The organism is Loktanella salsilacus, assembly GCF_900114485.1.
In the GTDB taxonomy this organism is placed as follows: Bacteria; Pseudomonadota; Alphaproteobacteria; order Rhodobacterales; family Rhodobacteraceae; genus Loktanella; species Loktanella salsilacus.
Window position 1 is genome coordinate 21,540 of the sequence record NZ_FOTF01000007.1, and the last position, 24,932, is coordinate 46,471.

At 61.2% G+C, this 24,932-nt stretch carries 28 protein-coding genes and 1 riboswitch; of the genes, 17 read left to right on the top strand and 11 right to left on the bottom strand.

The window, feature by feature from the left end:
- The first annotated feature begins 70 nt into the window (after positions 1 to 70).
- The 17 genes from BM131_RS07545 to trpB all read left to right on the top strand — a co-directional run bounded on the left by BM131_RS07545 (position 71) and on the right by trpB (position 15,728).
- Complete coding sequence (locus BM131_RS07545; RefSeq protein ID WP_425434302.1) at positions 71 to 628, top strand: OmpA family protein; 558 nt, start codon at positions 71 to 73, stop codon at positions 626 to 628.
- 14 nt (positions 629 to 642) lie between these two features.
- The gene (locus BM131_RS07550) at positions 643 to 960 is read left to right on the top strand and encodes a hypothetical protein (protein WP_090187847.1); all 318 of its coding nucleotides are present in this window, start codon (positions 643 to 645) and stop codon (positions 958 to 960) included.
- 136 nt (positions 961 to 1,096) lie between these two features.
- Positions 1,097 to 2,110 carry a PhoH family protein gene (locus BM131_RS07555; RefSeq protein WP_090187850.1) on the top strand — a complete coding sequence of 338 codons (1,014 nt, stop codon included), beginning with the start codon at positions 1,097 to 1,099 and terminating at the stop codon, positions 2,108 to 2,110.
- On the top strand, positions 2,107 to 2,922 hold the full coding sequence (locus tag BM131_RS07560; RefSeq protein WP_090187853.1) for an ORF6N domain-containing protein: 816 nt from the start codon (positions 2,107 to 2,109) through the stop codon (positions 2,920 to 2,922). Before BM131_RS07555 ends, BM131_RS07560 begins: the two co-directional genes overlap by 4 nt.
- Positions 2,912 to 3,403: an rRNA maturation RNase YbeY gene (gene ybeY, locus BM131_RS07565; protein ID WP_090187855.1), complete on the top strand. Its 492-nt coding sequence runs from the start codon at positions 2,912 to 2,914 to the stop codon at positions 3,401 to 3,403. The genes BM131_RS07560 and ybeY overlap by 11 nt, the downstream gene beginning before the upstream one ends.
- 31 nt (positions 3,404 to 3,434) lie before the next feature.
- Positions 3,435 to 4,331 (top strand): hemolysin family protein, encoded by an 897-nt coding sequence (locus BM131_RS07570; RefSeq protein ID WP_090187858.1) that lies wholly within the window; start codon positions 3,435 to 3,437, stop codon positions 4,329 to 4,331.
- A gap of 12 nt (positions 4,332 to 4,343) precedes the next feature.
- The gene (lnt, locus tag BM131_RS07575; protein ID WP_245754173.1) at positions 4,344 to 5,843 is read left to right on the top strand and encodes an apolipoprotein N-acyltransferase; all 1,500 of its coding nucleotides are present in this window, start codon (positions 4,344 to 4,346) and stop codon (positions 5,841 to 5,843) included.
- A 32-nt stretch (positions 5,844 to 5,875) separates the two neighbouring features.
- Positions 5,876 to 5,925, top strand: a riboswitch (SAM-SAH riboswitch).
- A 6-nt stretch (positions 5,926 to 5,931) separates the two neighbouring features.
- A complete protein-coding gene (metK, locus tag BM131_RS07580; RefSeq protein WP_090187861.1) occupies positions 5,932 to 7,113 on the top strand; it encodes a methionine adenosyltransferase in 1,182 nt (393 codons plus the stop codon).
- A 104-nt stretch (positions 7,114 to 7,217) separates the two neighbouring features.
- Positions 7,218 to 7,934 carry a tRNA (guanosine(46)-N7)-methyltransferase TrmB gene (gene trmB / locus BM131_RS07585; protein ID WP_090187863.1) on the top strand — a complete coding sequence of 239 codons (717 nt, stop codon included), beginning with the start codon at positions 7,218 to 7,220 and terminating at the stop codon, positions 7,932 to 7,934.
- 133 nt (positions 7,935 to 8,067) lie between these two features.
- A complete protein-coding gene (gene aroA / locus BM131_RS07590; protein ID WP_090187866.1) occupies positions 8,068 to 9,420 on the top strand; it encodes a 3-phosphoshikimate 1-carboxyvinyltransferase in 1,353 nt (450 codons plus the stop codon).
- A complete protein-coding gene (locus tag BM131_RS07595; protein ID WP_090187868.1) occupies positions 9,417 to 10,025 on the top strand; it encodes a (d)CMP kinase in 609 nt (202 codons plus the stop codon). The genes aroA and BM131_RS07595 overlap by 4 nt, the downstream gene beginning before the upstream one ends.
- Positions 10,026 to 10,251: 226 nt before the next feature.
- A complete protein-coding gene (locus BM131_RS07600) occupies positions 10,252 to 10,884 on the top strand; it encodes an NAD(P)H-dependent oxidoreductase (protein ID WP_090187871.1) in 633 nt (210 codons plus the stop codon).
- Positions 10,885 to 11,110: 226 nt separating this feature from the next.
- Entirely contained in the window at positions 11,111 to 12,790 is a 1,680-nt protein-coding gene (rpsA, locus tag BM131_RS07605) for a 30S ribosomal protein S1 (protein WP_090187874.1), read from the top strand.
- Between the two features lie 300 nt (positions 12,791 to 13,090).
- Positions 13,091 to 13,372: an integration host factor subunit beta gene (gene ihfB / locus BM131_RS07610; RefSeq protein WP_090187877.1), complete on the top strand. Its 282-nt coding sequence runs from the start codon at positions 13,091 to 13,093 to the stop codon at positions 13,370 to 13,372.
- Positions 13,373 to 13,409: 37 nt separating this feature from the next.
- The gene (locus BM131_RS07615) at positions 13,410 to 13,778 is read left to right on the top strand and encodes a lipopolysaccharide assembly protein LapA domain-containing protein (RefSeq protein ID WP_090187878.1); all 369 of its coding nucleotides are present in this window, start codon (positions 13,410 to 13,412) and stop codon (positions 13,776 to 13,778) included.
- 3 nt (positions 13,779 to 13,781) lie between these two features.
- Entirely contained in the window at positions 13,782 to 14,423 is a 642-nt protein-coding gene (locus BM131_RS07620; protein WP_090187881.1) for a phosphoribosylanthranilate isomerase, read from the top strand.
- A gap of 78 nt (positions 14,424 to 14,501) precedes the next feature.
- Entirely contained in the window at positions 14,502 to 15,728 is a 1,227-nt protein-coding gene (gene trpB / locus BM131_RS07625; RefSeq protein WP_090187883.1) for a tryptophan synthase subunit beta, read from the top strand.
- Positions 15,729 to 15,738: 10 nt separating this feature from the next.
- Here trpB and BM131_RS07630 read toward each other — a convergent pair whose 3' ends face one another.
- The 11 genes from BM131_RS07630 to BM131_RS07680 form a co-directional block, all read right to left on the bottom strand.
- The gene (locus BM131_RS07630) at positions 15,739 to 16,407 is read right to left on the bottom strand and encodes a DUF4893 domain-containing protein (protein ID WP_175499220.1); all 669 of its coding nucleotides are present in this window, start codon (positions 16,405 to 16,407) and stop codon (positions 15,739 to 15,741) included.
- Positions 16,404 to 16,778 carry a DUF2237 family protein gene (locus BM131_RS07635; protein WP_090187889.1) on the bottom strand — a complete coding sequence of 125 codons (375 nt, stop codon included), beginning with the start codon at positions 16,776 to 16,778 and terminating at the stop codon, positions 16,404 to 16,406. The genes BM131_RS07630 and BM131_RS07635 overlap by 4 nt, the downstream gene beginning before the upstream one ends.
- Positions 16,779 to 16,807: 29 nt before the next feature.
- Positions 16,808 to 17,845: a DUF2332 domain-containing protein gene (locus BM131_RS07640; RefSeq protein ID WP_090187891.1), complete on the bottom strand. Its 1,038-nt coding sequence runs from the start codon at positions 17,843 to 17,845 to the stop codon at positions 16,808 to 16,810.
- Positions 17,842 to 18,540, bottom strand: coding sequence for an aminoacyl-tRNA hydrolase (gene pth / locus BM131_RS07645; protein ID WP_090187894.1), 699 nt, complete (start codon positions 18,538 to 18,540; stop codon positions 17,842 to 17,844). Before pth ends, BM131_RS07640 begins: the two co-directional genes overlap by 4 nt.
- Before the next feature lie 82 nt (positions 18,541 to 18,622).
- Positions 18,623 to 19,267, bottom strand: coding sequence for a 50S ribosomal protein L25/general stress protein Ctc (locus BM131_RS07650; protein ID WP_090187896.1), 645 nt, complete (start codon positions 19,265 to 19,267; stop codon positions 18,623 to 18,625).
- Positions 19,268 to 19,458: 191 nt separating this feature from the next.
- Positions 19,459 to 20,622, bottom strand: coding sequence for an alpha-hydroxy acid oxidase (locus tag BM131_RS07655; protein ID WP_090187899.1), 1,164 nt, complete (start codon positions 20,620 to 20,622; stop codon positions 19,459 to 19,461).
- A gap of 64 nt (positions 20,623 to 20,686) precedes the next feature.
- Positions 20,687 to 21,124: a D-aminoacyl-tRNA deacylase gene (dtd, locus tag BM131_RS07660; RefSeq protein ID WP_090187901.1), complete on the bottom strand. Its 438-nt coding sequence runs from the start codon at positions 21,122 to 21,124 to the stop codon at positions 20,687 to 20,689.
- A 1-nt stretch (position 21,125) separates the two neighbouring features.
- Positions 21,126 to 22,031, bottom strand: coding sequence for a carbohydrate kinase family protein (locus BM131_RS07665; protein WP_090187904.1), 906 nt, complete (start codon positions 22,029 to 22,031; stop codon positions 21,126 to 21,128).
- Between the two features lie 13 nt (positions 22,032 to 22,044).
- Positions 22,045 to 23,157: a TFIIB-type zinc finger domain-containing protein gene (locus BM131_RS07670; RefSeq protein ID WP_090187906.1), complete on the bottom strand. Its 1,113-nt coding sequence runs from the start codon at positions 23,155 to 23,157 to the stop codon at positions 22,045 to 22,047.
- A 69-nt stretch (positions 23,158 to 23,226) separates the two neighbouring features.
- Positions 23,227 to 23,718 (bottom strand): cytochrome b, encoded by a 492-nt coding sequence (locus BM131_RS07675; RefSeq protein WP_090187908.1) that lies wholly within the window; start codon positions 23,716 to 23,718, stop codon positions 23,227 to 23,229.
- Between the two features lie 78 nt (positions 23,719 to 23,796).
- Entirely contained in the window at positions 23,797 to 24,909 is a 1,113-nt protein-coding gene (locus tag BM131_RS07680; protein WP_090187911.1) for an SPFH domain-containing protein, read from the bottom strand.
- Positions 24,910 to 24,932 lie beyond the last annotated feature (23 nt).

The window sequence follows — 24,932 nt, forward strand, 5'->3', positions numbered from 1 at the left end:
CCATTGTGTGTTAAAGAAACTTATCCATACCCATGATGGTATGCGCTGTTTCAATAAAGAGGTATTCGCCGTGGCAACCACCCCGACCCAATTTGCAAAGGCCGCGCTTGCGGGCGTTCTGGCGCTGACAGTTGTCGCCGGGGGCGCATCTGCCCAGCAGGTCAACCGTTCCGAAAAGTACGTCCCCACCATTTGGATCGATCCCGATGGCTGCGAGCATTGGGCGATGGACGATGGTTCCGAAGGCTTCATGTCGCCGCACCGCCGCCGTGACGGCAGCGCCGTGTGCCACCGCTCTGAAATTTGCGGCGTGGTCCCGACAGATCAGCTGTTCGCAACGGACAAGTATGCGATCAGCGCGGCTGGCCGTGCGACCTTGCAGAACTTTTTCCAGACGGCGAACGCCTTTGGTTTCATGATCTACGGTCACACCGATGGCCGTGCATCTGACGAATACAACATGCGTCTGTCTGCCAACCGCGCTAACGCTGTTGCCGGTGTTGCGCAGTCCGTTGGTGGCCGCGTTGTGGACGTCCGGGGCCTTGGCGAACGCCAGCCACGCGCCGACAACAACTCCGCTGCCGGGATGCAAGAAAACCGCCGCGTCGAAATCTACTGCATCCGCTGAAAGGAAGCCCTGATATGAAAATCATGAAACTCATCGGGCTTTTGGCCATAGGCGGCGCGCTTGCAGCTTGCGAAGGCGGCGAAGGTATTCGCCAAATCGGTCCTGATAAATCCATCGACGGCGGCGTGAACGCGCACCACCTGTCCACGCTGGTTGCTGGCGTCTGGGTTGACCCAGAAGGCTGCGATCACTGGATCATCGATGACGGCGTCGAAGGCTACCTGTCAGAGCGTCTGACGCCCGATGGTCTGCCGGTCTGTTCCGGCGTTGCGCCGCCGAACACCGCCGTTGGCCCATTCAAGGCCGGATCTCCGATCCCGGACTTCTTGTAATTTGCTTGCATCATAAGCATTTCAAAGGCCGCAGCACACGCTGCGGCCTTTTTTCGTTTCCGGTGCGACCAATGACTTGCGGCCGGCGTTCAGCCTTGCAACGATAATCATAGACACTCTGTATCAGGAGATACGATTGCCCTCTGGCGTTCTGACCCCCACCGCTGCCGACGTTTCGGAATCCGTTCTGGAATTTCCCGACAACTTTTTGCTGATCGACTTGTGCGGCCAGTTCGATCGCAATCTGACTGCGATCGAAAGCGCGCTTGGCGTGCAAATCCTGCGCCGGGGTAACCGGCTAGAGGTGGTCGGCGCCGAAGCCCCGCGCCATGATGCGCTAGATATCCTAAAATCGCTGTACGAGCGGTTGGAATCCGGCAAAACGCTGGAGCCGGGCGATATCGACCGCGAATTGCGGATGCACCCTGACATGTCCATCACCAACGGCGACCAGCCAGAGCTGTTCAAAGGCGAACTGGCCGACCGGGTGGAAATCAAGACCCGCAAAAAGCTGGTCGAGCCGCGGACCGAGGCACAAAAAGCCTATGTCCGGTCGCTGTTCGAAAACGAGCTGTGTTTTGGCATCGGGCCTGCGGGCACGGGCAAGACCTATTTGGCCGTCGCCGTCGCGGTGAACCATTTCATCAGCGGCAATGTTGACCGGATCATCCTGTCGCGCCCCGCGGTCGAGGCGGGGGAAAAGCTGGGCTATTTGCCGGGCGACATGAAGGACAAGATCGATCCTTACATGCAGCCGCTGTATGACGCCCTGAACGATTTCTTTCCGTCCAAGCAGGTCGCCAAACTGATCGAGGAAAAGCGGATCGAGATCGCGCCGCTGGCCTTTATGCGCGGCCGCACGCTGGCCAATGCCGCTGTGGTGCTGGACGAGGCGCAGAACGCCACGACCATGCAGATGAAGATGTTCCTGACCCGTCTGGGCGAAGGGTCGCGCATGGCGATCACGGGCGACCGCACGCAGATCGACCTGCCGCGCGGTGTGAATTCCGGTCTGTGGGAAGCAGAGCGTCTGCTGAAGAATATCCCCAAGATCAGCTTTAACTACTTCACCTCTAAGGACGTGGTGCGGCACCCGCTGGTTGCGCGGATCATCGAAGCCTACGAGGCGGACGCGGAAAAGACCGGATGAGCCATGACCTTGTGGCTGGCGTGCGGCAGGCGATCTTTCACCTGCGCGGCCAGCCCGTCATTCTGGACGCTGATGTCGCTGCGATCTTTGATCGCACGACAGGGGCGGTGAACCAAAGCCGCCAGCGCAATGCGGGGCGGTTTTTGGACGATTATGCCTTTCAACTGACCGCCGATGAATGGGCCAACTTGAAATCACAAAATGTGATTTCAAGTGCGCATGGCGGGCGGCGCGGGCGGCCTTGGGCCTATTCCGAACAAGGCTTTATCATGTTGGTCACGGGGTTTCGCGGCGCGGCGGCAGACCGGGTAGCACGCACGGTCGCGGAAACCTTTGTCGCGTACCGCCGGGGCGAATTGCCCGCAGGCCGCGTCTTTGACGGGGCCGATGCGCCCGAATTGCGTCAGTCCTTGCGTACGCAGCTCGGGCAAATGCTGGGCGCGATTGCCGCGATGCCCTTGCCGGGCGGGTCCACCGTGATGACGGAACTGGATCAAGCCACGCAATCGGCGCTGGGCCGGGTGCGCGCTTGGCTGGATCAGCCGGGCAAGGAAAACACCAAGCTTGACGGCGAGATCGCAAAACTGGCCGCTGATACGCAAAAGGCCTATGCCGAAATTAGGCGCACGGATGCGGAAACCGCCAACCTTTGGGCGGATACGGTGCTGAAACGCCTCGACGCGGTGCGACAGCTTCGCGCGATGGTGCAGCAGATAGAGCGTGACGATCTAAGCGGAATGCTGGATGACAGCTTTGGGCCGGCACGGGCGCCGGTCAGCTTGCCGTCACGGGACACAATACATGACGATTGATTGCCTGAATGAAGACCCGCGTTGGGATGCGCTGGATTTGGAAGCGCTTGCGCTGGCCGCATCGGATGCGGCCTTGGCCGAACTTGGCCTTGATCCAGAAGCTTGGGAGATCAGCCTGATGGGCTGCGACGATGACCGCATCGCTGCGCTGAACGCTGATTTTCGCGGCAAACCGACCCCGACAAATGTGCTGTCATGGCCATCGGATGAACGCGGCGTGGATCTGGCGGGCGAAATGCCGGCCGCCCCAGATCCCACTGACCCCGAACTGGGCGACATTGCGATTGCCTATCAGACCTGCGAAGCCGAAGCGCAGGCCGCGGGCAAGCCGATGACAGAGCATGTGACGCATCTGATCGTGCATGCAACGCTGCATTTGCTGGGTTTCGATCACGAACGCGACGAAGACGCCACCCTGATGGAGGGGTTGGAGACGCAGATACTTGGCAAGATGGGTCTAGATGATCCATACCGTGAATAACGCCGCAAGGCACCAGATAGGCAGGGAGACGATGGGCGATACCGACGACGGGTCTTTGGAGGCAGCGCAAAGCGCGCAGCCTGAGCAGGCAGACGAACAACAAAGCGATGAACAGCGCGGCAATTTCTTTAGCAGGCTGTTTGACGCCCTTTCGCCAAACGGCGACGGCGAGGATGAGGAAAGCGAAGGTGCAAGGTCCACTGCGCCGACCTTGACCGTGCCGGGTATGCTAAATCTGCGCCGGATGCGGGTCGAAGATGTCTCGATCCCAAAGGCCGACATCATCGCCACATCTGTCACCACGACCAAGGAAGACCTTGTCGCGACCTTCCGCGAAAGCGGCCTGACGCGGCTGCCTGTCTATGACGGAACGCTTGATACGCCGCTGGGGTTTGTGAACCTCAAGGATTTTGCGCTGAAATACGGCTTTAACGGCGATGCCATCGCCTTTGATCTGCGCGCTTTGCTGCGGCCTTTGTTGTTTGTGCCGCCGTCCATGCCGCTGGGTATTCTACTGACCAAAATGCAAGCCGACCGCACCCATATGGCGCTTGTGATCGACGAATACGGCGGCACTGACGGCTTGGTCACGATCGAGGACTTGCTGGAACAGGTCGTCGGCGCGATCGAGGACGAGCATGACGTGGACGAGGTGAAAAGCTTCAGCCTAGAAAGCCCCGGCGTCTATATCGCGCAGGCCAAGACCGCGCTGGAGGATTTCGAGGCCGAGATCGGGATGAACCTGACCGATCACGATGACATCGACGAAGAGGAAATCGACAGCCTTGGCGGCCTTGTCATGATGCTATCCGGCCATGTGCCGGTACGCGGCGAAGTGATCCGCCACCCTGACGGGCCAGAGTTCGAAGTGCTGGACGCCGATCCGCGCCGGATTAAGCGGCTGCGCGTGCGCATGCCGCAGGCCTGATGCGGGGCTGATGTGACGATCCTGACAGACCGGCTGTGGCTGCTTGGCCGCTGGCCGCGCGTTGCGGCTTTGCTTGCCCTTGGGCTGGTTATCGCCCTTGGCATGGCGCCGCTGGACTGGTGGTTTGTTGCCGTGCCGGGCTGGGCGTTGGTGCTGGCGGTGCTGACCTCTGCCCCGACTATGCGGGCGGCGGGGCGCGGGGCGCTGCTCATAGGGCTTGGCTATTTCGGCCTGACCCTGCGCTGGCTGGTCGATCCGTTCTTGGTCGACGCGGGCACGTGGGGCTGGGCCGCGCCGTTGGCTGTCACGCTGATGGCGCTGGGGGCGGCGCTGTTCTGGGTTGCGGGGACATGCTTTGCGCGCGTGATCGCACCGGGACGACTGTCCGCGCTGGTGTTGTCGCTGACGCTGGTCGAGGCGGTGCGCAGCTATCTGTTCACCGGCTTCCCTTGGGCTCTGATCGGTCATGTGCTGATCCCGACGCCTTGGGCACAGCTTGCATCCTATGGCGGCCCGCATCTGTTGACGCTGCTGACGCTTGGTGTGGCGGCGGGTCTAGTTTGGTTGGCACGCAAACTTTGGCTTGGCGCTGTGCCCTTCGTCATCGCACTGGCTGCGGTGCCGCTGTTGCTGCCGCCTGCCACGGTGATCGACGCAAATGCCCCCAACATCCGCATCGTGCAACCCAATGCCCCGCAAGAGGAAAAGTGGGACCCCGAACGCAACCTGACCTTTTTGCGCCGCATGATCAGCTATACCCAAGCAGGCCCGCGCCCTGATCTGATCGTCTGGCCCGAAACCGCCGTGCCTGTCCTGATGGATTATGCCCAGCCAGAGCTGGAGGCGATATCAGAGGCCGCCATGGGTGTGCCGCTGGTCACCGGCATCAATCGCAGTCAAGGCGGGCTTTATTATAACGCGCTGATCGTGCTTGGCCGGATGGGGCAGGTGGTGCAGACCTATGACAAGGCGCATTTGGTGCCCTTTGGCGAATACGTTCCCTTTGGTGAGACATTAAAGCGGTTCGGCATCCACGGGCTTGCCACGTCAGATGGGGGCGGCTTTGCCAGCGGCACGGTGCCGCAGCCTTTGATCGATTTGCCGGGCATCGGCCTTGCGCGGGCACTGATTTGCTATGAAGGCATCTTTGCCGAAGAGATCGCGACAGCCGAACGGCCGCGCCTGCTGCTGCTGATCACCAATGACGCGTGGTTCGGCAAAGGGGCAGGGCCGACGCAGCATTTGATGCAGGCCCGGCTGCGCGCAATTGAACAAGGGCTACCAATGGTACGCTCTGCCAATACAGGGATCAGTGCGATGATTGATGCATATGGTCGCATCACCGCGATGATCCCGCTGGATACAGCGGGCTATGTTGATGCACCGCTACCTGCGGCGCGCGCTGCAACGCCCTACGTGCGTTGGGGTGATGTGCCGGTCATGATTTTGGTGTTGTTGAGCCTGATCGCCGCGGCCTTGCACCACCGCAAGAGGCGGGGCGATTTGCGTTGACCCTGCGGGGTTGTCTGCTTAACGAAGCGGATGACCTGCCACAACGGCTTCCTGACGTGGCGGGGTAATTTTAAATGGAGCACGTCCCATGGCACGCCAAGATTACATTTTCACCTCTGAATCCGTGTCAGAGGGACACCCTGACAAGGTCTGCGACCGTATTTCCGACAGCATCCTTGATGCGTTCTTAACCGAAGAGCCCGAGGCCCGCGTCGCCTGCGAAACCTTTGCCACCACCAACCGCGTTGTGATCGGCGGCGAAGTCGGTCTGAGCACCATAGATAAAACACAAGCGTTTCTGGCTGGCGTTCCTGACATCGCACGCGCTGCGATCAAGGATATCGGCTACGAGCAGGACAAGTTCCACCACGCCACCTGCGAGATCACGAACCTGCTGCACGAGCAGTCGGCGCATATCGCACAGGGCGTCGATGCCTCGGACGATAAGCCCGAAGGCGCGGGCGATCAGGGCATCATGTTCGGCTTTGCCACGCGCGAGACACCAGAGCTGATGCCAGCCCCGATCCAGTACGCCCATGCCGTGCTGCGCCGCCTTGCAGAAGTGCGCAAATCCGGCGAACAGCCCACGCTGCGCCCCGATGCGAAAAGCCAAATCTCGATGCGCTATGTCGATGGCAAGCCGGTGGAGGTCACGTCGATTGTGCTGTCCACCCAGCATTCCGACGAAAGCCAGACCAGCGCCGATATTCGCGCGATCATCGAGCCGTATTTCCACGAAGTTCTGCCAGAGGGTCTGATTACCGACAAGACCGAATGGTGGGTCAACCCGACTGGCATTTTCGTCATCGGCGGCCCCGACGGCGACGCCGGCCTGACCGGACGCAAGATCATCGTGGATACCTACGGCGGTGCGGCCCCGCATGGCGGCGGCGCGTTCTCTGGCAAGGATCCAACCAAGGTTGACCGCTCTGCCGCTTATGTGGCGCGCTATCTGGCCAAGAACGTCGTCGCGTCCGGCATGGCCGAAAAGTGCACATTGCAGCTGTCCTATGCCATCGGCATCGCGCAGCCCCTGTCGGTCTATGTCGATCTGCATGACACGGGCGAAGTCGATCCGGCTGCTGTCGAAAAAGCGATCCGCGCCACGATGGACCTGACCCCGCAGGGCATCCGCACCCATTTGGGCCTGAACCGCCCGATCTATGCCCGCACCGCGGCCTACGGCCACTTTGGCCGCGCGCCAGAGGCGGACGGCGGTTTTAGCTGGGAACGCACTGATCTGGCTGATGCGCTCAAGCGCGCTGTCTAAACGCTGACTGATGTGACAGCGGAAAGGGGCGGGCCAGTGGTCCGCCCTTTTTGCATCTCGGCAGCGGTTGCGGGCGCGGTCGGGCTCGTCTAAAGCCTGCGGCCATGACTGAAGATAGACACCCATCGGGCGCCCCATGGCGCAATTTCTATGGCCGCTTCCGGGGCAAGACCATCCGTGCGAGCCAGAAGGATTACCTTGAAAACGACCTGGACGCGTTGTCGCCGGGGCCGATTGACTGGGACATCAACCCGGACCGGGTAAAGCTGGACCCTGCCGCGATCTTTGACAGCAAGGATATCTGGCTGGAAATCGGCTTTGGCGGCGGCGAACATCTGGTCGCCATGGCAGAGCGCTATCCCGAGATTGGCCTGATCGGCTGCGAGCCGTTTATTAACGGCGTGGCGATGCTGCTGGGCAAGATCCGCAAGGCTGACGTGGAAAACCTAAAGGTGCATCCCGGCGACGTGCGCGATCTGTTCGACGTGATGCCTGACGCCGCAATATCCAAAGCGTTTTTAAACTACCCCGACCCATGGCCCAAAGCCCGCCACCACCGCCGCCGTTTCGTGACGGCAGAGCATCTGGAGCCGCTGTTTCGCGTGCTGAAACCCGGCGCGGAGTTCCGCGTGGCGACGGATATTCCCGACTACGTGCGCCAGACGCTGGAAGAGGTGCCAAAGGCGGGCTTTGTGCTGGAAACGGCGCTGCCGGACGGTATGAACACGCCTTGGGATGACTGGGTGTCAACGCGTTACGAACAGAAAGCGCTGCGCGAAGAGCGCGATCCCCATTACCTGACATTCCGCAAACCGGCCTGACGCCGTCCGGCCCTGTTGGCCCTGCGGGGCCAAGGCGCCCCGCCCGCCATCCCAGGCATTCGTTGATCTGGCACCCCTCGACCCGGATCGGCGGCTGGGCTAAGCAGGGGCCGAATTTGCAAAGGAAGCCCCTATGTCCGGCCATGGCACCCCCGTTCCAATGACCTCTCGCGCTTGCGGGCCGCTGACCGGCGTGGCCGAAGTGCCGGGGGACAAGTCGATCTCTCATCGCTCGCTGATCCTTGGCGCGATGTGCGTGGGCGAAACGCGCATCACCGGCCTGCTCGAAGGCGATGACGTGCTGGATACGGCAAAGGCGATGCGGGCCTTTGGCGCGACGGTCACGGACCACGGCGGCGGCGAATGGTCGGTGCAGGGCGTCGGCGTTGGCGGCTTTGCCGAACCTGCGGGCGTCATCGACTGCGGGAATTCCGGCACTGGCGTGCGTCTGATCATGGGCGCGATGGCGACCACCGGCATCACCGCGATATTTACCGGGGATGCATCCCTGTGCAGCCGCCCCATGGGCCGCGTGACCGATCCGCTTGCCTTGTTCGGCACCCGCGCCGTGGGCCGCGAAGGCGGGCGTCTGCCGATGACCCTTGTTGGTGCCGCAGACCCGGTGCCTGTGCGCTACGTCGTGCCGGTGCCTTCGGCGCAGGTGAAATCCGCCGTGCTGCTGGCCGGCCTGAACGCCCCCGGCCAGACGGTCGTGATCGAAAAAGAAGCCACGCGCGATCATACCGAACGGATGCTTGCCGGCTTCGGTGCCGAGATTGACGTCGAGGACACAGACGAGGGCCGCGTCATCACCCTGCAAGGCCAGCCAGAGCTGCAGCCGCAGCAAATCGCCGTGCCGCGCGATCCCAGCAGCGCGGCCTTTCCGGTGTGCGCGGCGCTGATCGTGCCAGGCTCTGATGTGCTGGTGCCCGGGATCGGCCTGAACCCAACGCGGGCGGGTCTGTTCACCACTCTGCGCGAAATGGGTGCCGACCTGACCTATGAGAACGAGCGCATCGAGGGCGGCGAGCCTGTCGCCGACCTGCGTGCCCGCTATTCGCCCGATATGAAGGGCATCAGCGTCCCGCCTGCCCGGGCGGCCAGCATGATTGACGAATACCCTGTGCTGTCCGTCGTGGCGTGTTTTGCCACGGGCGTCACCGATATGCAGGGCGTGCGGGAACTGCGCGTCAAAGAAAGCGACCGCATCGACGCGATGGCCAAGGGCCTGCGCGCCGCTGGCATCGACGTGGCCGAAGGCGACGACTGGTGGCAGGTTACGGGCCTTGGCGCTGGCAATGTGCCCGGCGGGGCCACGGTCGAAAGCCGTCTTGACCACCGGATCGCGATGGCCTTTATGGTCATGGGCATGGCGTCGCAAAAGCCAATGAGCGTTGATGACGGCAGCCCGATCACCACGTCCTTCCCGATATTTGAACCGCTGATGGCGCAACTCGGCGCGCAGGTCAGCCGGGCGAACGGATGAGCTTCACCATCGCCATCGACGGCCCCGCCGCTGCCGGCAAAGGAACGCTCGCCCAAGCCCTGTCCGCGCATTTTGGCTTTGCTTATCTAGACACCGGGCTGCTTTACCGCGCCGTCGGCGCTGGCGTGATTGCGGGCGGTGATCCGGTCGCGGTCGCGCAGGCCCTTGATCCATCCGACCTGAATGCGGACACCCTGCGCACACAAGCTGTGGCAGAGGCCGCCAGCCGCGTTGCGGTTATCCCCGACGTGCGCGCCGCACTCGTAGCCTTTCAGCGCAGCTTTGCCCGCCGGGACGGCGGTGCGGTGCTGGACGGGCGCGACATTGGCACGGTGATTTGCCCTGACGCGGACGTGAAACTCTTCGTCACCGCCAGCGCGGAAATCCGCGCCGACCGGCGCTTTGCCGAACTGACCGCCAAGGGTGTGCAAACCGACCTTGCCGCGATCCTTGACGAAGTGCGCGCCCGCGACGACCGCGACCAAAACCGGGCAGAGGCCCCCTTGATTGCCGCCGCCGACGCAACCTTGATCGACACCACGTCCATGACCGCCGCAGAGGCGCTGGCCCAGGCCATCACCATCGTCACCGCAAAGCGCGCCTAGTTTCACGTCCCCCTTCTTCTGGTTGAAAATACCTCGGGGGCGCGGGGGCTGGCCCCCGCAATCCACCTCTCACCCCGATCTTCCGTTCGCGGGACGCGCCACACCCAGTGCAGCGCTGCACAGACCATGTGCAAAGCGGGATGCTGCGGACCCGTTTGGAATGCCCTATCTGACAGAGGACAGGTCGTCCGATGTGGACGCCGCCGCATCACGAAAGAGAGCTCCCATGCTGATTGATGATCTGAACTGGCGCTATGCCACCAAGAAAATGGACGCAGGCAAATCCGTTTCCGAAGACAAGGTGCAGGCAATCCTTGACGCCCTGCGTCTGGCCCCGACCTCTAGCGGTCTGCAGCCATTCGAAGTCTTCGTTGTCACTAACAAAGACACCCGCGCCAAGCTGTCCGAGGCCGCATACGGTCAGCAGCAGCTGGTCGACGGCAGCCATGTCCTCGTGTTCGCGGCCTGGGATAATTACACCGCAGAACGCATCGACATGGTCCGCGATGAGACCGGCGAAGCGCGTGGCGGCGTGAGCGACAACATCAAGGAATACTACAAGAACCTAAAGGGCAACTACGTTGGCCGCGACGCCGAGGTGAACTTTCAGCATGCCGCGCGTCAGGCCTATATCGCGCTTGGCGTGGCAATGGTCGCCGCAGCAGAGCAGAAGGTTGACACCACCCCAATGGAAGGCTTCGAGCCTGCCAAGTTTGACGAAATCCTCGGCCTGCGTGCCAAGGGATTGAAATCCGTCTGCATTTTGCCGCTGGGCTACCGCGCTGCCGAAGGCGACTGGCTGAACGGTCAAGCCAAGGTGCGCCGCGATCCAAAGGTTCTGTTCACACACGTGGCCTAATCTCGCATGCCCAGCCCTAGGGCTTGCGATAAAACGGTCCGCGCTGTATATGGGGCGGGCCGAAGCATCGAGACAGGTGCGGGCATGAGACTCGAGCAGGGTCGGTATCACACCGGCCCTGTTGTTTTATGTTCGACTCGCCGCACCGGCCAAACCGCAATCCAAAGACCGGCGGAGACAACCGCACGGCCCGTATAAAAACACAAGATTAGGAAATCAGCGCCACATGGCAAGCAACACAAGCATGGAAGAATTCGAAGCCCTTCTGAACGAAAGCTTCGAAATTGATACGCCCGCAGAGGGCTCGGTCGTCAAAGGCAAGGTCATCGCGATCGAAGCCGGTCAGGCCATCATCGACGTCGGCTACAAGATGGAAGGCCGCATCGATCTTAAAGAATTTGCAGAACCCGGCGAAGAACCCAACCTGAAGGTTGGCGACGAAGTCGAAGTGTTCCTGCGCCAGGTGGAAAACGCCCGTGGCGAAGCCGTCATTTCGCGTGAAATGGCTCGCCGCGAAGAAGCGTGGGACCGTCTGGAAAAAGCTTATGCTGACGAAGAGCGTGTCGATGGCGCGATCTTTGGCCGCGTGAAGGGTGGCTTTACTGTCGACCTCGGCGGCGCTGTTGCCTTCTTGCCCGGCTCTCAGGTTGACGTCCGCCCCGTGCGCGACGCTGGCCCGCTGATGGGTTTGAAGCAGCCTTTCCAAATCCTGAAGATGGACCGCCGCCGGGGCAACATCGTTGTGTCGCGCCGTGCGATCCTCGAGGAATCCCGTGCAGAGCAGCGTGCTGAAGTCATCGGCAACCTGACCGAAGGTCAGGAAGTTGACGGCGTGGTCAAGAACATCACCGAATACGGTGCGTTCGTTGATCTGGGCGGCGTTGATGGTCTGCTGCACGTCACCGATATGGCTTGGCGCCGGGTCAACCACCCGTCCGAGATCCTGTCGATCGGCGAGACGATCAAGGTGCAAGTCATCAAGATCAACAAAGAAACTCACCGTATCAGCCTTGGCATGAAGCAGCTGCAGGCCGATCCGTGGGATGCAGTCGAAGCCAAGTACACACTTGATTCCAACCACACTGGCCGCGTGACCAACATCACGGACTACGGCGCATTCGTGGAGCTGGAGCCAGGCGTTGAAGGTCTGGTTCACGTGTCCGAAATGTCTTGGACCAAGAAGAACGTGCACCCCGGCAAGATCGTGTCGACCTCGCAAGAAGTCGAAGTCATGGTGCTGGAAATCGACTCTGCCAAGCGTCGCGTTTCCCTTGGCCTTAAGCAGACTCAGCGTAACCCATGGGAAGTGTTTGCAGAAACCCACCCCGAGGGCACTGAAGTCGAAGGCGAAGTCAAGAACATCACCGAATTCGGTCTGTTCGTTGGCCTTGAAGGCGACATCGACGGCATGGTTCACCTGTCCGACCTGTCATGGGATGGTCGCGGTGAAGATATCATCGGTGACTTCCGCAAGGGCGACATCGTCAAAGCCAAGGTTTCCGAAGTTGACGTCGAGAAAGAGCGTATCTCGCTCTCGATCAAAGCTCTGGACGCTGACCCGTTTGCCGACGCCATTGGCGGCGTGAAGCGCGGTTCGATCATCACCGTTGAGGTCACCAAGATCGAAGACGGCGGCATCGAGGTCGAGTATGAGGGCATGAAATCCTTCATCCGTCGCTCTGACCTGTCCCGTGACCGTGCCGAGCAGCGCCCTGAGCGTTTCGGTGCTGGCGACAAGATCGACGTGCGCGTCACCAACATCGACTCCAAGACCCGCAAGCTGGGCCTGTCGATCAAGGCACGCGAGATCGCAGAAGAGAAAGAGGCCATCGATCAGTATGGTTCCTCCGACTCCGGCGCGTCGCTGGGCGATATCCTGGGTGCAGCGCTGAAAGGCGACAACTAAACCCGGACCGTCACCTGACGATCTGAAATAAGAAGGCCCCGCCGGTTGATCCGGCGGGGCCTTTTCAATTTCCATAACCCGAATCGCTGCTCGAATAGGCCCGCCGCGCGGGCGCGCAATTGCCCCGCGACCAAAGTCGGGTTGGGTTTTGCGGGGCTGATCGGCCGGTTCTTGCCGGAAAACCAAGAATTTTTACACCTTTACGTGTATGCGGGCTATTTCTTGACTGGGGCATCCGGTCTATGGTCAAGCATATGGCAGGTCTGCCAATTTTAGCTGTTTGTGCCTGCGAGGTGACACATGATTCGCTCGGAACTTATTCAAAAGATTGCTGAACAGAACCCACATCTGTTCCAACGTGACGTCGAACGCATCGTAACCACGATCTTTGAAGAGATCACAGGTGCCCTAGTCCAAGGTGACCGGGTTGAACTGCGGGGCTTCGGCGCATTTTCGGTGAAAAAGCGTGATGGTCGTACCGGACGGAACCCGCGGACGGGGGAAGCGGTTGAAGTCGACGAGAAGCATGTGCCATTCTTCAAAACAGGTAAGTTGCTGCGCGACCGTCTGAACGGCGCGTAACGCGCTGCTTTAGAAAAAAAATAAGGATCGCGACCGGATGAAAACCCTGAAATACGTCTTTTGGGCCATTGTGGCCGTGGTTCTGATCCTTGTTGGGCTTGCGAACCGCGACGCGACGACCTTGCAGGCGATGCCGACTGCCTTTGCCAACCTGTTTGGCATTTCCCCGCAAATCACGCTGCCGCTGTTCATCGTGATCTTTCTGGCCGTCGGTGCTGGTCTGCTGCTGGGGCTGGTCTGGGAATGGATTCGCGAATACCCCGAACGCGTTGAAGCCCGCGCCCGTGCGCGCGAGATTGAGCGTCTGCGCGCCGAAGTCGCCCAGCTACGGTCAGTCAGCGCCAGCCCGAAAAAGGGTGACGATGTGCTTGCCCTGTTGGACGCACCCAAGCGGCAGACTGCCTAAGGTATGACAACGCGTATCAAGATTTGCGGCCTGCGGACTCCGCAGGACGTCGCAACAGCCGTGGCCTGCGGTGCCGATGATATCGGTTTGGTTTTCTTTGAAAAATCCCCGCGCCACCTGACGTTAGATGCCGCAGCTGAACTTGCGCTGACCGTCCCTTTGGGCGTGCGCAAGGTCGCGCTGACCGTGAACCCGACGGACGAGGCGCTTGATACCTTGCTAGCCCGCGTGCCCGTAGACCTGTTGCAACTGCACGGCCACGAATCGCCGGACCGCGTGGCAGAGATTCGCACCCGCACCGGTGTGCCTGTGATGAAGGCTGTCGGCATCGGCGACGCAGAAGACTTGGAGGCGCTCGACGCCTACATGGCCGTCTGCGAAGAAATCTTGGTCGACGCTAAGCCGCCGAAAACAGCTGTGTTGCCCGGCGGCAATGGCCTGACCTTTGACTGGCGTTTGCTGCAAGGGCGCAGCTGGTCTGTGCCTTGGATGTTGGCCGGCGGTCTGCGTCCGTCCAACGTGGCAGAGGCGATCCGTCTGACCGGTGCGCCGCAAGTCGATGTGTCATCTGGCGTCGAAAGCAGCCCGGGCGTCAAAGATGCCGATATGATCCGCGATTTCTGCGCGGCGGTGCGCAGCGTCTAACCCTGCGGCGTGCTGCCCGCTTTACCCTTGGCGCGCACGGGTTTACTGCTAGCTCAACAATTTTACGGGGGATGGGCCATGCCTGAAGATCTTTTCAACAGCTTTATGAATGGGCCCGACGAAAAGGGTCGTTTTGGCGATTTCGGCGGGCGTTTCGTGTCAGAGACATTGATGCCGCTGATCCTGAGCCTTGAGGAAGAGTACGAAAAGGCCAAGACGGACGACAGTTTCTGGGCCGAGATGAACGATCTGTGGACCCACTACGTTGGTCGTCCCAGCCCGCTCTACTTTGCCGAACGGCTTACCGACCATCTGGGCGGTGCCAAGGTCTATATGAAGCGCGACGAGCTGAACCACACCGGCGCGCATAAGATCAACAACGTGCTGGGCCAGATCATTCTGGCACGCCGCATGGGCAAAACCCGGATCATCGCTGAAACCGGGGCAGGGCAGCACGGCGTGGCCACCGCGACGGTCTGCGCCAAGTTTGGTCTGAAGTGTGTTGTTTACATGGGTGCCCACGACGTTGAACGTCAGGCCCCCAACGTGTTCCGCATGCGCCTACTGGGGGCGGAAGTCGTGCCCGTGACCTCTGGTCGTGGCACGTTGAAGGACGCGATGAACGACGCGCTGCGCGACTGGGTGACCAACGTGCGCGACACCTTTTATTGCATCGGCACTGTGGCTGGCCCGCACCCTTATCCTGCGATGGTCCGCGATTTTCAGGCCATCATCGGCAAGGAAACCCGCGAACAGATGCACGCTGCTGAGGGCCGTTTGCCTGACACGCTGATTGCTGCGATCGGTGGCGGGTCGAACGCCATGGGACTGTTCTTTCCCTTTCTTGACGACAAATCGGTGAACATCATCGGGGTCGAGGCTGGCGGCAAAGGCGTGAATGCCAAGATGGAGCATTGTGCGTCCTTGACCGGCGGGCGCCCCGGCGTTCTGCACGGCAACCGCACCTATCTGCTGCAGGACGATGACGGCCAGATCCTTGAAGGGTTCAGCATCTCGGCCGGCCTTGATTATCCCGGCATCGGGCCAGAGCATGCTTGGCTGCATGACATCGGCCGCGCACAATATGTGTCCATCACGGATGTTGAGGCGCTTGAGGCGTTCCAGCTGTCCTGCGCGCTAGAAGGCATCATTCCCGCGCTAGAGCCGTCGCACGCGCTGGCCCATGTGATGAAGATCGCACCGACCCTGCCCAAGGATCACCTGCTGGTGATGAACATGTGTGGGCGCGGCGACAAAGACATCTTTACCGTCGCCAAGCACCTTGGGTTTGATATGAAAATCTGACCTTAGCGGGTCACTCAATAGGGGCGTCGTCCGGGATTGGGACGACGTCCGCCTCATCAGTGGCGGCTGCTTCTTCTGGTGCCTCTGGCGCTGGTTTGCGGCGTAGGTCCAAAATATCCAGATCAGATTCCAGTAAGGGCTGCGGCATCAGGATGCGAATCCGGTCCGGCTCTGGCTGGGTGACGATACCGACGACGGGCCAGAGGGTGCCGTCGCTGGTATTCTCTGGCGGCAGATCGGCATAGGGCAGGGGCGCGGTATCCGTGACATAGCCGGTACCTGTCAGGATCATCGCACCATCAACCAGTGTAATCTGCCCCATTAGGCGTTGAGAGCCGCTTGTCTTATCAATGACAAAGGCAGCGCCGTCTGCGGTGATTATGCAGTCGAACGGTGCATAGGTGACAAGCGCGCTCAGGTCCCCGCCCAGCTTCAGCGTGCGGCACGTCCAGTCGCCGGGCAGGCTGGTGGCCAGCGGTGCCAAAGCGGTGCCTGACAGGACTTCTTGTAGCAGGTCCACATCACCTAAGCCGCCACCCGCAAAGGCCTGCAGTAGCGCCGATCCGGCGGTTGCGTTAAAAGCATCCAGCCGCGCCTGATCTGCGCCGCGGATAGGGGACGCGTCTTGCGCGAAGACAACGGTCGGCAGCAGCAGCGCAAGGGAAACGGCGCGGATCACAGGGATACCGCATACAGCCGCAGCACATCGATGGGCACGATTTCCAAGGCGCGGACGTGGGTTGCGTACAAGTTCACCTGCGGCGCGCAGCCTTCGTCATGGGCTTGCAAAAAGCGGCTGGCGCACAGGCACCAACTGCTTCCTGGGTTTAGGCCGGCAAAGCCGAACTCTGGCCGCGGTGTGGTCAGATCGTTGCCTAGGTATTTTGAGAACGCCAGAAACTCTGCCGTCATCACGGCGCAGACCGTGTGGCTGCCTTGATCGGCAGCGCAGGTGTCGCAGGCCCCGTTCCGAAAGAACCCTGTCATGGGCGCGGTCGAGCAGGTCTGCAACGTGCTGCCAAGAACGTTGAAAGAGGGGTCTTTTTCCATGCGGTATCCTAACGTTATGGCGGGCGGCGTCAGTCTGGGGCGATCCAGTCAATCCAGCGTCCGTGAAAATCGACCCGCGCCAGCTGTACGGTCACATTCCCCGGCCACAGGCGCAAGGTCAGTGCAGCACCGGGGGCGTCAGTGCCGTCCGCCTCCATCCCCAGCCATGCCAGCGGGGTGTCATCGGTCGCGCTTGCTCCGGCGGCCTCGATGCGGGCGCGGCCTAGGGCTTGGCGGTCAGCGGGGAAATATTGCCATGTAATCGTGTGATAGATCAGGTGCAATTGGCCCCGCACATGGGGCAGGCGGGGCGTCAGCCCGTCGATGGCATCGCCTTTCATGACAGGCGCGCCCGCAATTGCCATGGCAGCGCGGGTCATGTCCAGCCTATGCGGTTGATCCGCCCACAGGTAGGCTTGCAAGCGTAGGGCGTCATCTGGGTTTTGCGGGTGCAGCGGGTTTAGATCGACACCAAGGCGGTCCACAACAACAGGCGCAGTGCGGGGCGGCACAGGCCCGGTCCATGTCGGCGACAACGTCAGCGCGGCATCATCCGGTCCATAGCGCATATCCGGCAGCGACAGGGCAAAGCGGTCGCACATCAGGTTCAACCCGGCGCTGGCCCCAAGCTCTGTCAGTCTCACAGGTAACGGATGACGTGCGTGCAGCCAGTGCAGTGCGGCGATGATGCCCGCAGCGCGGCGCACCTCGTTGGTTTGCGGCGCATTGTCGATAAAGCGGTCGATAAAGGCCGCGTGTTCCACCAGCGCCGCGCTAACGGCCTGCCAAAGCGCATCATCGCTGACGTCATGGGGCGGATAGGCCAGCATCAAGGCGTCATCCCCGTTCAGCCGAAGGGCATGCAGCGCACCGCACAAGCGCAGCGGCACGCTTTGCCCTTTTGCGCCCGTGTCACCCAGCCAGTGAAAGATGCGGGTTCGGATCTGGCCTTCAGGCCAATCGCGCTGGGTCAACAAAGTGCACAGCCGCGCCATAAAGGGCGATTCCATGTTTGCACAATGCACCGCCTGATCGATGGACGACGCGGCGATGGCCTCAGGCATCATCGGAAACGGTCTTTCAAACGCTCCAGTGCGCTGCGGGTGTCTTCTTGTGGTGCGGCTTCGGATGGGGCGGGGCTGGACGCAGGGGCAGAGGCGGGGGCTTTGCCGGGCTTTGTCGTCGAAGACCGGGGCGGCGCGGCGCGCAGGGCAATCGCATTCAGGAATTTGTCGCCGTGCCCGTCGATCAACTGCCCGATGCCGTCAGATATGCCGCGCATCACGTCGTCCAGCCATTCCTGATCCGCTTTGGCAAAGTCGTGCAGCACATAGCCCGCGACCCGGTCCTTGTGCCCCGGATGCCCAATGCCAAGGCGCACGCGGTCGTATTCCGGCCCCAGATGCGCATGGATCGACCGCAGCCCGTTGTGCCCCGCATGACCGCCGCCTGTTTTCAGCCGCACCTTGCTAGGCGCAAGGTCCAGTTCATCGTGGAACACGATCACATCGGCAGGCGCGACCTTATGAAAGGCGCAGGCAGCCTGAACCGATCGTCCCGAATCGTTCATGAATGTGGTGGGTTTCAGCAGCAGCACCTTGTCCGCGCCAAGCCGGCCTTCGGACACATCGCCGTTGAATTTTGCGCGCCACGGGCCAAAGCCGTGATCGGACGCGATCCGGTCCATCGCCATGAACCCGATGTTATGACGGTGGCCCGCATATTGCGAACCGGGATTACCAAGACCAACAAGTATTTTCATGACCCATCGTTAACCCGCGCGCGGCGCATGGAAAAGGGGCCAGATGTGAAAAGGGGCCCCGCAGGGCCCCCGTTCGGTCGTCTTATTCGCCGTCGACTTCGGTCGCTGGAACTTCGTCAGCTGCGACATCATCTTCATCATCGGCAGTCATCGTCTTAGGTGCTGCAATGTTGGCGATGACGAAGTCACGGTCAGAGATGACCGGCTTTGCGCCTTCGGGAAGCTGTACGTCGCTGAAGTGGATGGTATCGCCCATCGCACGGCCAGCCAGGTCGATCGTCAGGTGGTCGGGGATTTCACCGGCCAGGACGTTCATCTCGACTTCGTTGCGAACCACGGTCAGCGTGCCGCCACCGGATTTCAGCGCCTTGCACTCTTCTTCGTTGATGAACTCAACAGGAAGGAAGATGTTCACGCGGCTTGTACGCTTAAGGCGCATAAAGTCGATGTGCGTTGGCAGGTCTTTCACAACGTGGCGCTGAACGCCGCGGCAGATGACGCGGACGTCGTCGTGGCCTTCAACCTTCAGGTTGAACAGCGTGGACATGAAGCGGCCCTTACGCAGACGCGTCAGCAGCTTGTTAAAGTCCAGTTGCAGGGCAACGGGGTCAACACCGCCACCATAAACAACGCCAGGAACCATTCCGTTACGACGGGCTGTGCGGGCGGCCCCCTTGCCTGTCCCCGCGCGGACCTCGGCGTGCAGATCAGGGATCTTGTCAGCCATTGGTATTCTCCAAATGTAGTGGGACCGCCCTCCAAGGGTGTGCGGTCCGATGAAGTCGCGCCTATAGCGTTCCTTGGTCTGTTTTGAAAGAGGGTGCGTATATTAAAATGTGCGCCCCGTGGCTGGCGGTGGTGCCGGGTGCGGGGTCGGTGCCTCCGGCGGGAGTGTATCTGGCAAGATGATGGGAGGCGTTAGGCCCAGTCGCCTTCAAAGTCCTTTGGCACAAGCAGTACGTCGCGGTCGACATCGGCGATGTCGCGCTTGCCGCACAGGGCCATGGTCAGATCCATTTCGCGGGCCAAGATTTCCAGCGATTTCGTCACGCCTGCTTCGCCCATCGCGCCAAGGCCATAGATGTAAGCGCGGCCGATCATGACGCCGTGGGCCCCCAGCGCGCGGGCCTTCAGGATGTCCTGACCGGACCGGATACCGCTGTCCATCAGCACTTCGGTCTGGGTGCCGACCGCCGCGACGATGGCGGGCAGCATGCGGATCGCGGACAGTGCGCCGTCCAGCTGGCGGCCGCCGTGGTTGGACACGACAATGGCGTCGCAGCCGACGGCGACGGCCTTTTTCGCGTCCTCGACATCAAGGATACCCTTAAGAATCAGCTTGCCGCCCCATTTTTCCTTGAGGCGCGCGATCATGCCCCAATCAAGCTTGGGCTCGAACTGTTCGGCGGTCCAAGACGACAGGGACGACATATCGGTCGCCGATTTTGCGTGGCCGACGATATTGCCAAAGCTGCGGTTCTTGGTTTGCAGCATCTCCAACCCCCAAGACCACTTGGTCGCAATGTTCAGAATCGTTTTAGGCGTCAGTTTCGGCGGGGCAGACAGGCCGTTTTTCAGGTCCTTGTGCCGCTGGCCAAGCAGTTGCAGATCCAGCGTCAGCACCAGTGCGTCGCAGCCTGCGTGTTTGGCGCGGTTGATGATGTTATCAACGAATTCTTCATCGCGCATGACGTAAAGCTGAAACCAGAAGGGGGCCTTTGTGGCCTTGGCGACGTCTTCGATGGAACAGATCGACATGGTTGAAAGGGTGTAGGGCACGCCGAATTTCAGCGCGGCGCGGGCGGCTTTGATTTCGCCATCGGCGCATTGCATCCCGGTCATGCCAACAGGGGCAAGGGCGACGGGCATGGCCACGTCGCGGCCAATCATCGTGCTGGCCAGCGTGCGGTTGGACATATCGACAGCGATGCGCTGACGCAGGCGCAGTTTGTCAAAGTCAGAGGTATTTTCGCGGAAGGTTTGTTCGGTCCAGCTGCCGCTTTCGCAGTAGTCAAAGAACATCTTTGGCGCCCGGCGGCGGTGCATCTGTTTCAGATCGTCGATGGTTGTGATGACGGGCATGGGCGCTACCTTCGCAAATTGGTCAGCTTACCTTGCCAATTTCGGGGTGCGCTGGCAATGCCTGCTAGATGTCAATCCACAGGGTAATCGGCCCATCATTGGTCAGGTTCACCGCCATATCCGCGCCAAACTGCCCGGTTTGTGTGGTGATACCCAGCTTTTGGACCTCAGCGATGAACGCTTCATACGCAGCGCGGCCTTCTTCTGGGCGGGCGGCGCTGGAAAAGCCGGGGCGGTTGCCACGGCTTGTGTCGCCGGCCAGCGTGAACTGCGACACGATCAGCGCGGTGCGATGCGTGTCCAGCAGGGACAGGTTCATCTTACCAGCGTCATCCTTAAAGATGCGCAGCTTTGCGATCTTGGCGGCCATTTTCGCCGGGGCGTCCGGGGCATCATCCGCCATCGCGCAGATCAGGATCAGCAGGCCGGGACCAATGGCCCCGACGGTATCACCGTCGATGGCAACACTGGCCTGAGTGACCCGCTGGATCAGGGCGCGCATCTTATAGCTCGTGCGCCCAAGGCGGGTTTGCCCCGGCGCGGGCGACGGTAATCGCGGCAGATTTAGCGCCAAGGGCGGCGGCATCACGCAGCTGATCGTTTGTTGCACCTGCGACGCCAGCTTTGGACAGCAGACCCGCTTGGTCCAGCCCGGCTAGGAAGCCCGCGTTAAACGTATCGCCAGCGCCGACCGTATCGACAACCGTTGCCTTGACGGCGGGCACGTCGAATTGGCCGCGGCGGGTGATGATCGTCGCGCCTTCAGCCCCTTTGGTCATCAGCACGACCTGGGTTGCGCTGTCGCCCAGCAGGGATGCGCCGTCGTGGTTGCCCGTCAGCCACGTCAGATCCTCGTCCGATATTTTGACAATATCGGCCACGGCCAGCATTGCGTTCAGGCGCGCGCGGTAGGCGGCCTCGTCCTTGATGAAGCCGGGGCGGATGTTGGGGTCGATCATAGTCAGCTTGGTCGGTGCTTCGCGCAGCATCAGCGCTTTATACGCCTCGCCGCAGGGTTCGACGACCAAAGAGATGCCGCCAAAGAACAGCGCATCGGCGGTGATATCGGGCAGGTCGGCGGCCGTCAGCATCCGCCCAGCGGTGTTTTCGTCATAAAACGCATAGGTGGCGTGGCCGTTCAGCAGCCGCACAAACGCCAGCGTTGTTGGCCGGTCAGAGATATGGGACGGGCTGCTGTCGACCTTGCTGTCCGCCAGCACGGTCCGCAACTGCTCTCCGAATAGGTCAGACGACAGGCCAGAGAAGAACTGAACCTGCGATCCCAAGCGGCCCAAAGCGATCGCCGTATTGAACACCGCGCCGCCGGCATAGGGGGCAAAGGCGGCTTCGCCAGCAGGCGTTTCGCGTGGCAGCATGTCGATTAGCGCTTCGCCGCAACAGATGATCATCGGACAGGTCCCCCTATTGGTTCATCGCGTAGAAATACCCGACTGTTAGCGCAAACACCAGCCCGAGGAGGACCGCAAACGCGATCTTCCACTTGGAATAGGGCCGCTCACCCTGCACGCGCCCGGTGCGGCCGTTGACGACAAAGCGGTAGGTCTGGCCGTTGTATTTATAGGCCGCCATCCAGACCGGCAGCAGGATATGTTTGAAAGTCACCGCTGATACCTGCGTCTGCACGTTCGTCACCCGCTGCTCGTCCCCGCCGATGTCGAACTTCACATCGCGTAGGATCATCCGGTCCATATAACCGCGCGCTTGGGTAAAGCCGTCTTGCAGTGCGACCTGATAACCTTCGGCCATAAAACCAGCGAGGTATTGCGGCTGGTAAGGCTCAAGCTCCGACAGATCCCACGGCTCTAGCCCGTCGGTGTATTGCTTGGGCAAACTGGTGGAGGCCAGCACCAACACATCGTCAAAAAAGCGCTGCACGCGGCCAGCGGCGCTGCGCCAGCGGGTGTGCTGTTCGCGGATGGTGCGGGTTTTACCGTCCCGCGTCACGGTGCGGGTGGTGTAATAATGGGTGCCGCGCTGGCCGGTGTAACTGCTGGCCGTCTGCGCATCAAAGGTCCAGTAGGGCACATAGATGCCGTCCATCGCACGGCCCTTGCGGGCGTATTCGGTCAGACCGCCGGGGGCGAACCACAGGCTGCCCAGCCAGTCGGTCATCGCATCGCGGGCGCGGGCTTGGTCCAGCGCAAAGGGCAGCAGGCCGCGTGGTTTGATCTGGCGATGCGGGCCGGTGTCGGTGACGACGGGCGTTGCGCAAAAGGGGCATTCGGCGGCATGTGTGTCGCCTGCCAACTCGAACTGCGCACCGCAGTTGGGGCAGGACTGGACGCGTGTGTCCTCCATCTCGGCCCCCGGCAGTGCGTTGTCCAAGGCTTTGCGGAAATCCAGTTCGACCATGCCGCCAAAAGGGCCAGCGCCGCCGCCGATGGCTTCGGTATTGCCGCAGTGATCACAAACCAATTGCGCGCTGGCGGGATCAAAACGCAGGTCGGACCCGCAGGTGTGACACGGAAAGCGGTGGTCGTTTTGGGGGGCGACTAGGGGGGCTTCGGCGGTCATCGGACCCTCGGGCAGGTTTGCGGAACTGCCCAAGGGATAGCGCGGTGCGCGGCGGGGCGCCAGCGCGGCTTAATCTGCGGTGCCGCGCGTCATGCGGCGCAGGGTCGCGTCTTTTAGGAAATAGTGGTGATAAAGCGCGATTAGCGCATGGCCCAAGGCCACGATCATCAACGCATTTGCCACCAGAGCATGCGGATCACCGACGGCACGGATTTTCAGATACCACGTCACGGCACCCATCGCCGGGGCCAGAAACATCAGCAGATACAGCAGACGGTGGCCCCAAGTCCCGGCTTTTTCCATCAGCGGTGGTTGGCCCGCAATCGGGGCTGGGGCACCTTGCATCCAGCGCACGATCATTCGGATCACGACCAGCAGTAGCACCGCTGTGCCCAGCCAGACATGCCATGTATTGCCGTCAAACCCGCTTAGGTTTTCCTGCATCCGGGTCCGCAGGGCGCGGCCCATGCCATCGCCCAGCCACCAGGTTGCAAGGATCAGCACCGCAATCAGCCAATGCAGGCCGATTTGAAGTTTGGAATAGCGGGTTTTGTCGGCCATCGGTCTGGTCCCTTGCGTTGTGCCATCAGACATCTAACGCAAGGTAAACACAGTTCCGTCGCGGGCCGTTACAAGTTTTTACCCTGCTGGCGGCGGCGGCGGCATGACGGTGAAAAGCTGTGCAAGTTCCGTATCCACGGCAGCCTTCCAGCCGTCCTGACCTTGGGTCCAGACCATCGTATCGCGGCCAAGCGCGCCTTCGGTCACCTTGCGGCCCATTGCGGCCTTAGAAAACGGACCCGTCGTCTGGCCTGCAATGGCGATATGCCAAACATGCTCCACCGGAGGGGGGGGCGGCGGCGGGGCCGCAGCGGCGACGCTTGGCTGCGGCATCTGACCCCAAGGGCCGGATTGCACCATATTGCCCATCTGCATGCCCAGACCTGCGCCCATGCCCATGCCCATCGCCTGGCCTGCTGCGCTACCCGGCTGGGTCATCGCCTCTGCGGCTTTCCACTTCATATGCTCGTCCAGATTGCCCGCGATACCGCGGCTGGTGCGGGCGTCCAGCGCCTTTTCCACAGCCTCTGGCAGGCTGATGTTTTCGATATAAAGCTCTGGGATCGTAATGCCGTAGGCGGTCATGGTGGCGTCAATCGCCTTGGCGACCAGATCGCCCATGTCCTTGGTATTCGCCGCCATATCCAGTGCGGGAATGCCGGACGCGGCCAGTGCGCGGCTGAATTCCTGCACGATGACATTGCGGATCTGATAGCTGATCTCATCCGCCGTAAACTCGCCATCCGTGCCGACGATTTCGCGCATAAAGACAGCCGGATCGCTGACCTTGATCGCATAGGTGCCATAGGCGCGCAGGCGGATCGGGCCGAATTCGGGATCGCGCAGCATGATCGGATTCTTGGTGCCCCACTTCAGATCGGTAAAGCGGGTCGTATTGATGAAATAGATTTCCGATTTGAACGGGCTTTGAAAGCCGTGATCCCAATGCTGTAGGGACGTCATGATCGGCATGTTGTTGGTTTCCAGCATATACATGCCGGGGGTAAAGACATCGGCCAGCTGACCTTCGTGAACGAAAACAGCAGCCTGACCTTCGCGAACCGTCAGTTTGGCACCATACTTAATCTCGTGGCCGTGACGTTCAAACCGCCAGACCATCGTGTCGCGGGTGTCGTCGGTCCACTGAATAACGTCGATGAACTGGCCAGAAAGGAAGTCGAGAATACCCATGTCAGGCTCCTATGTAAGTCGGT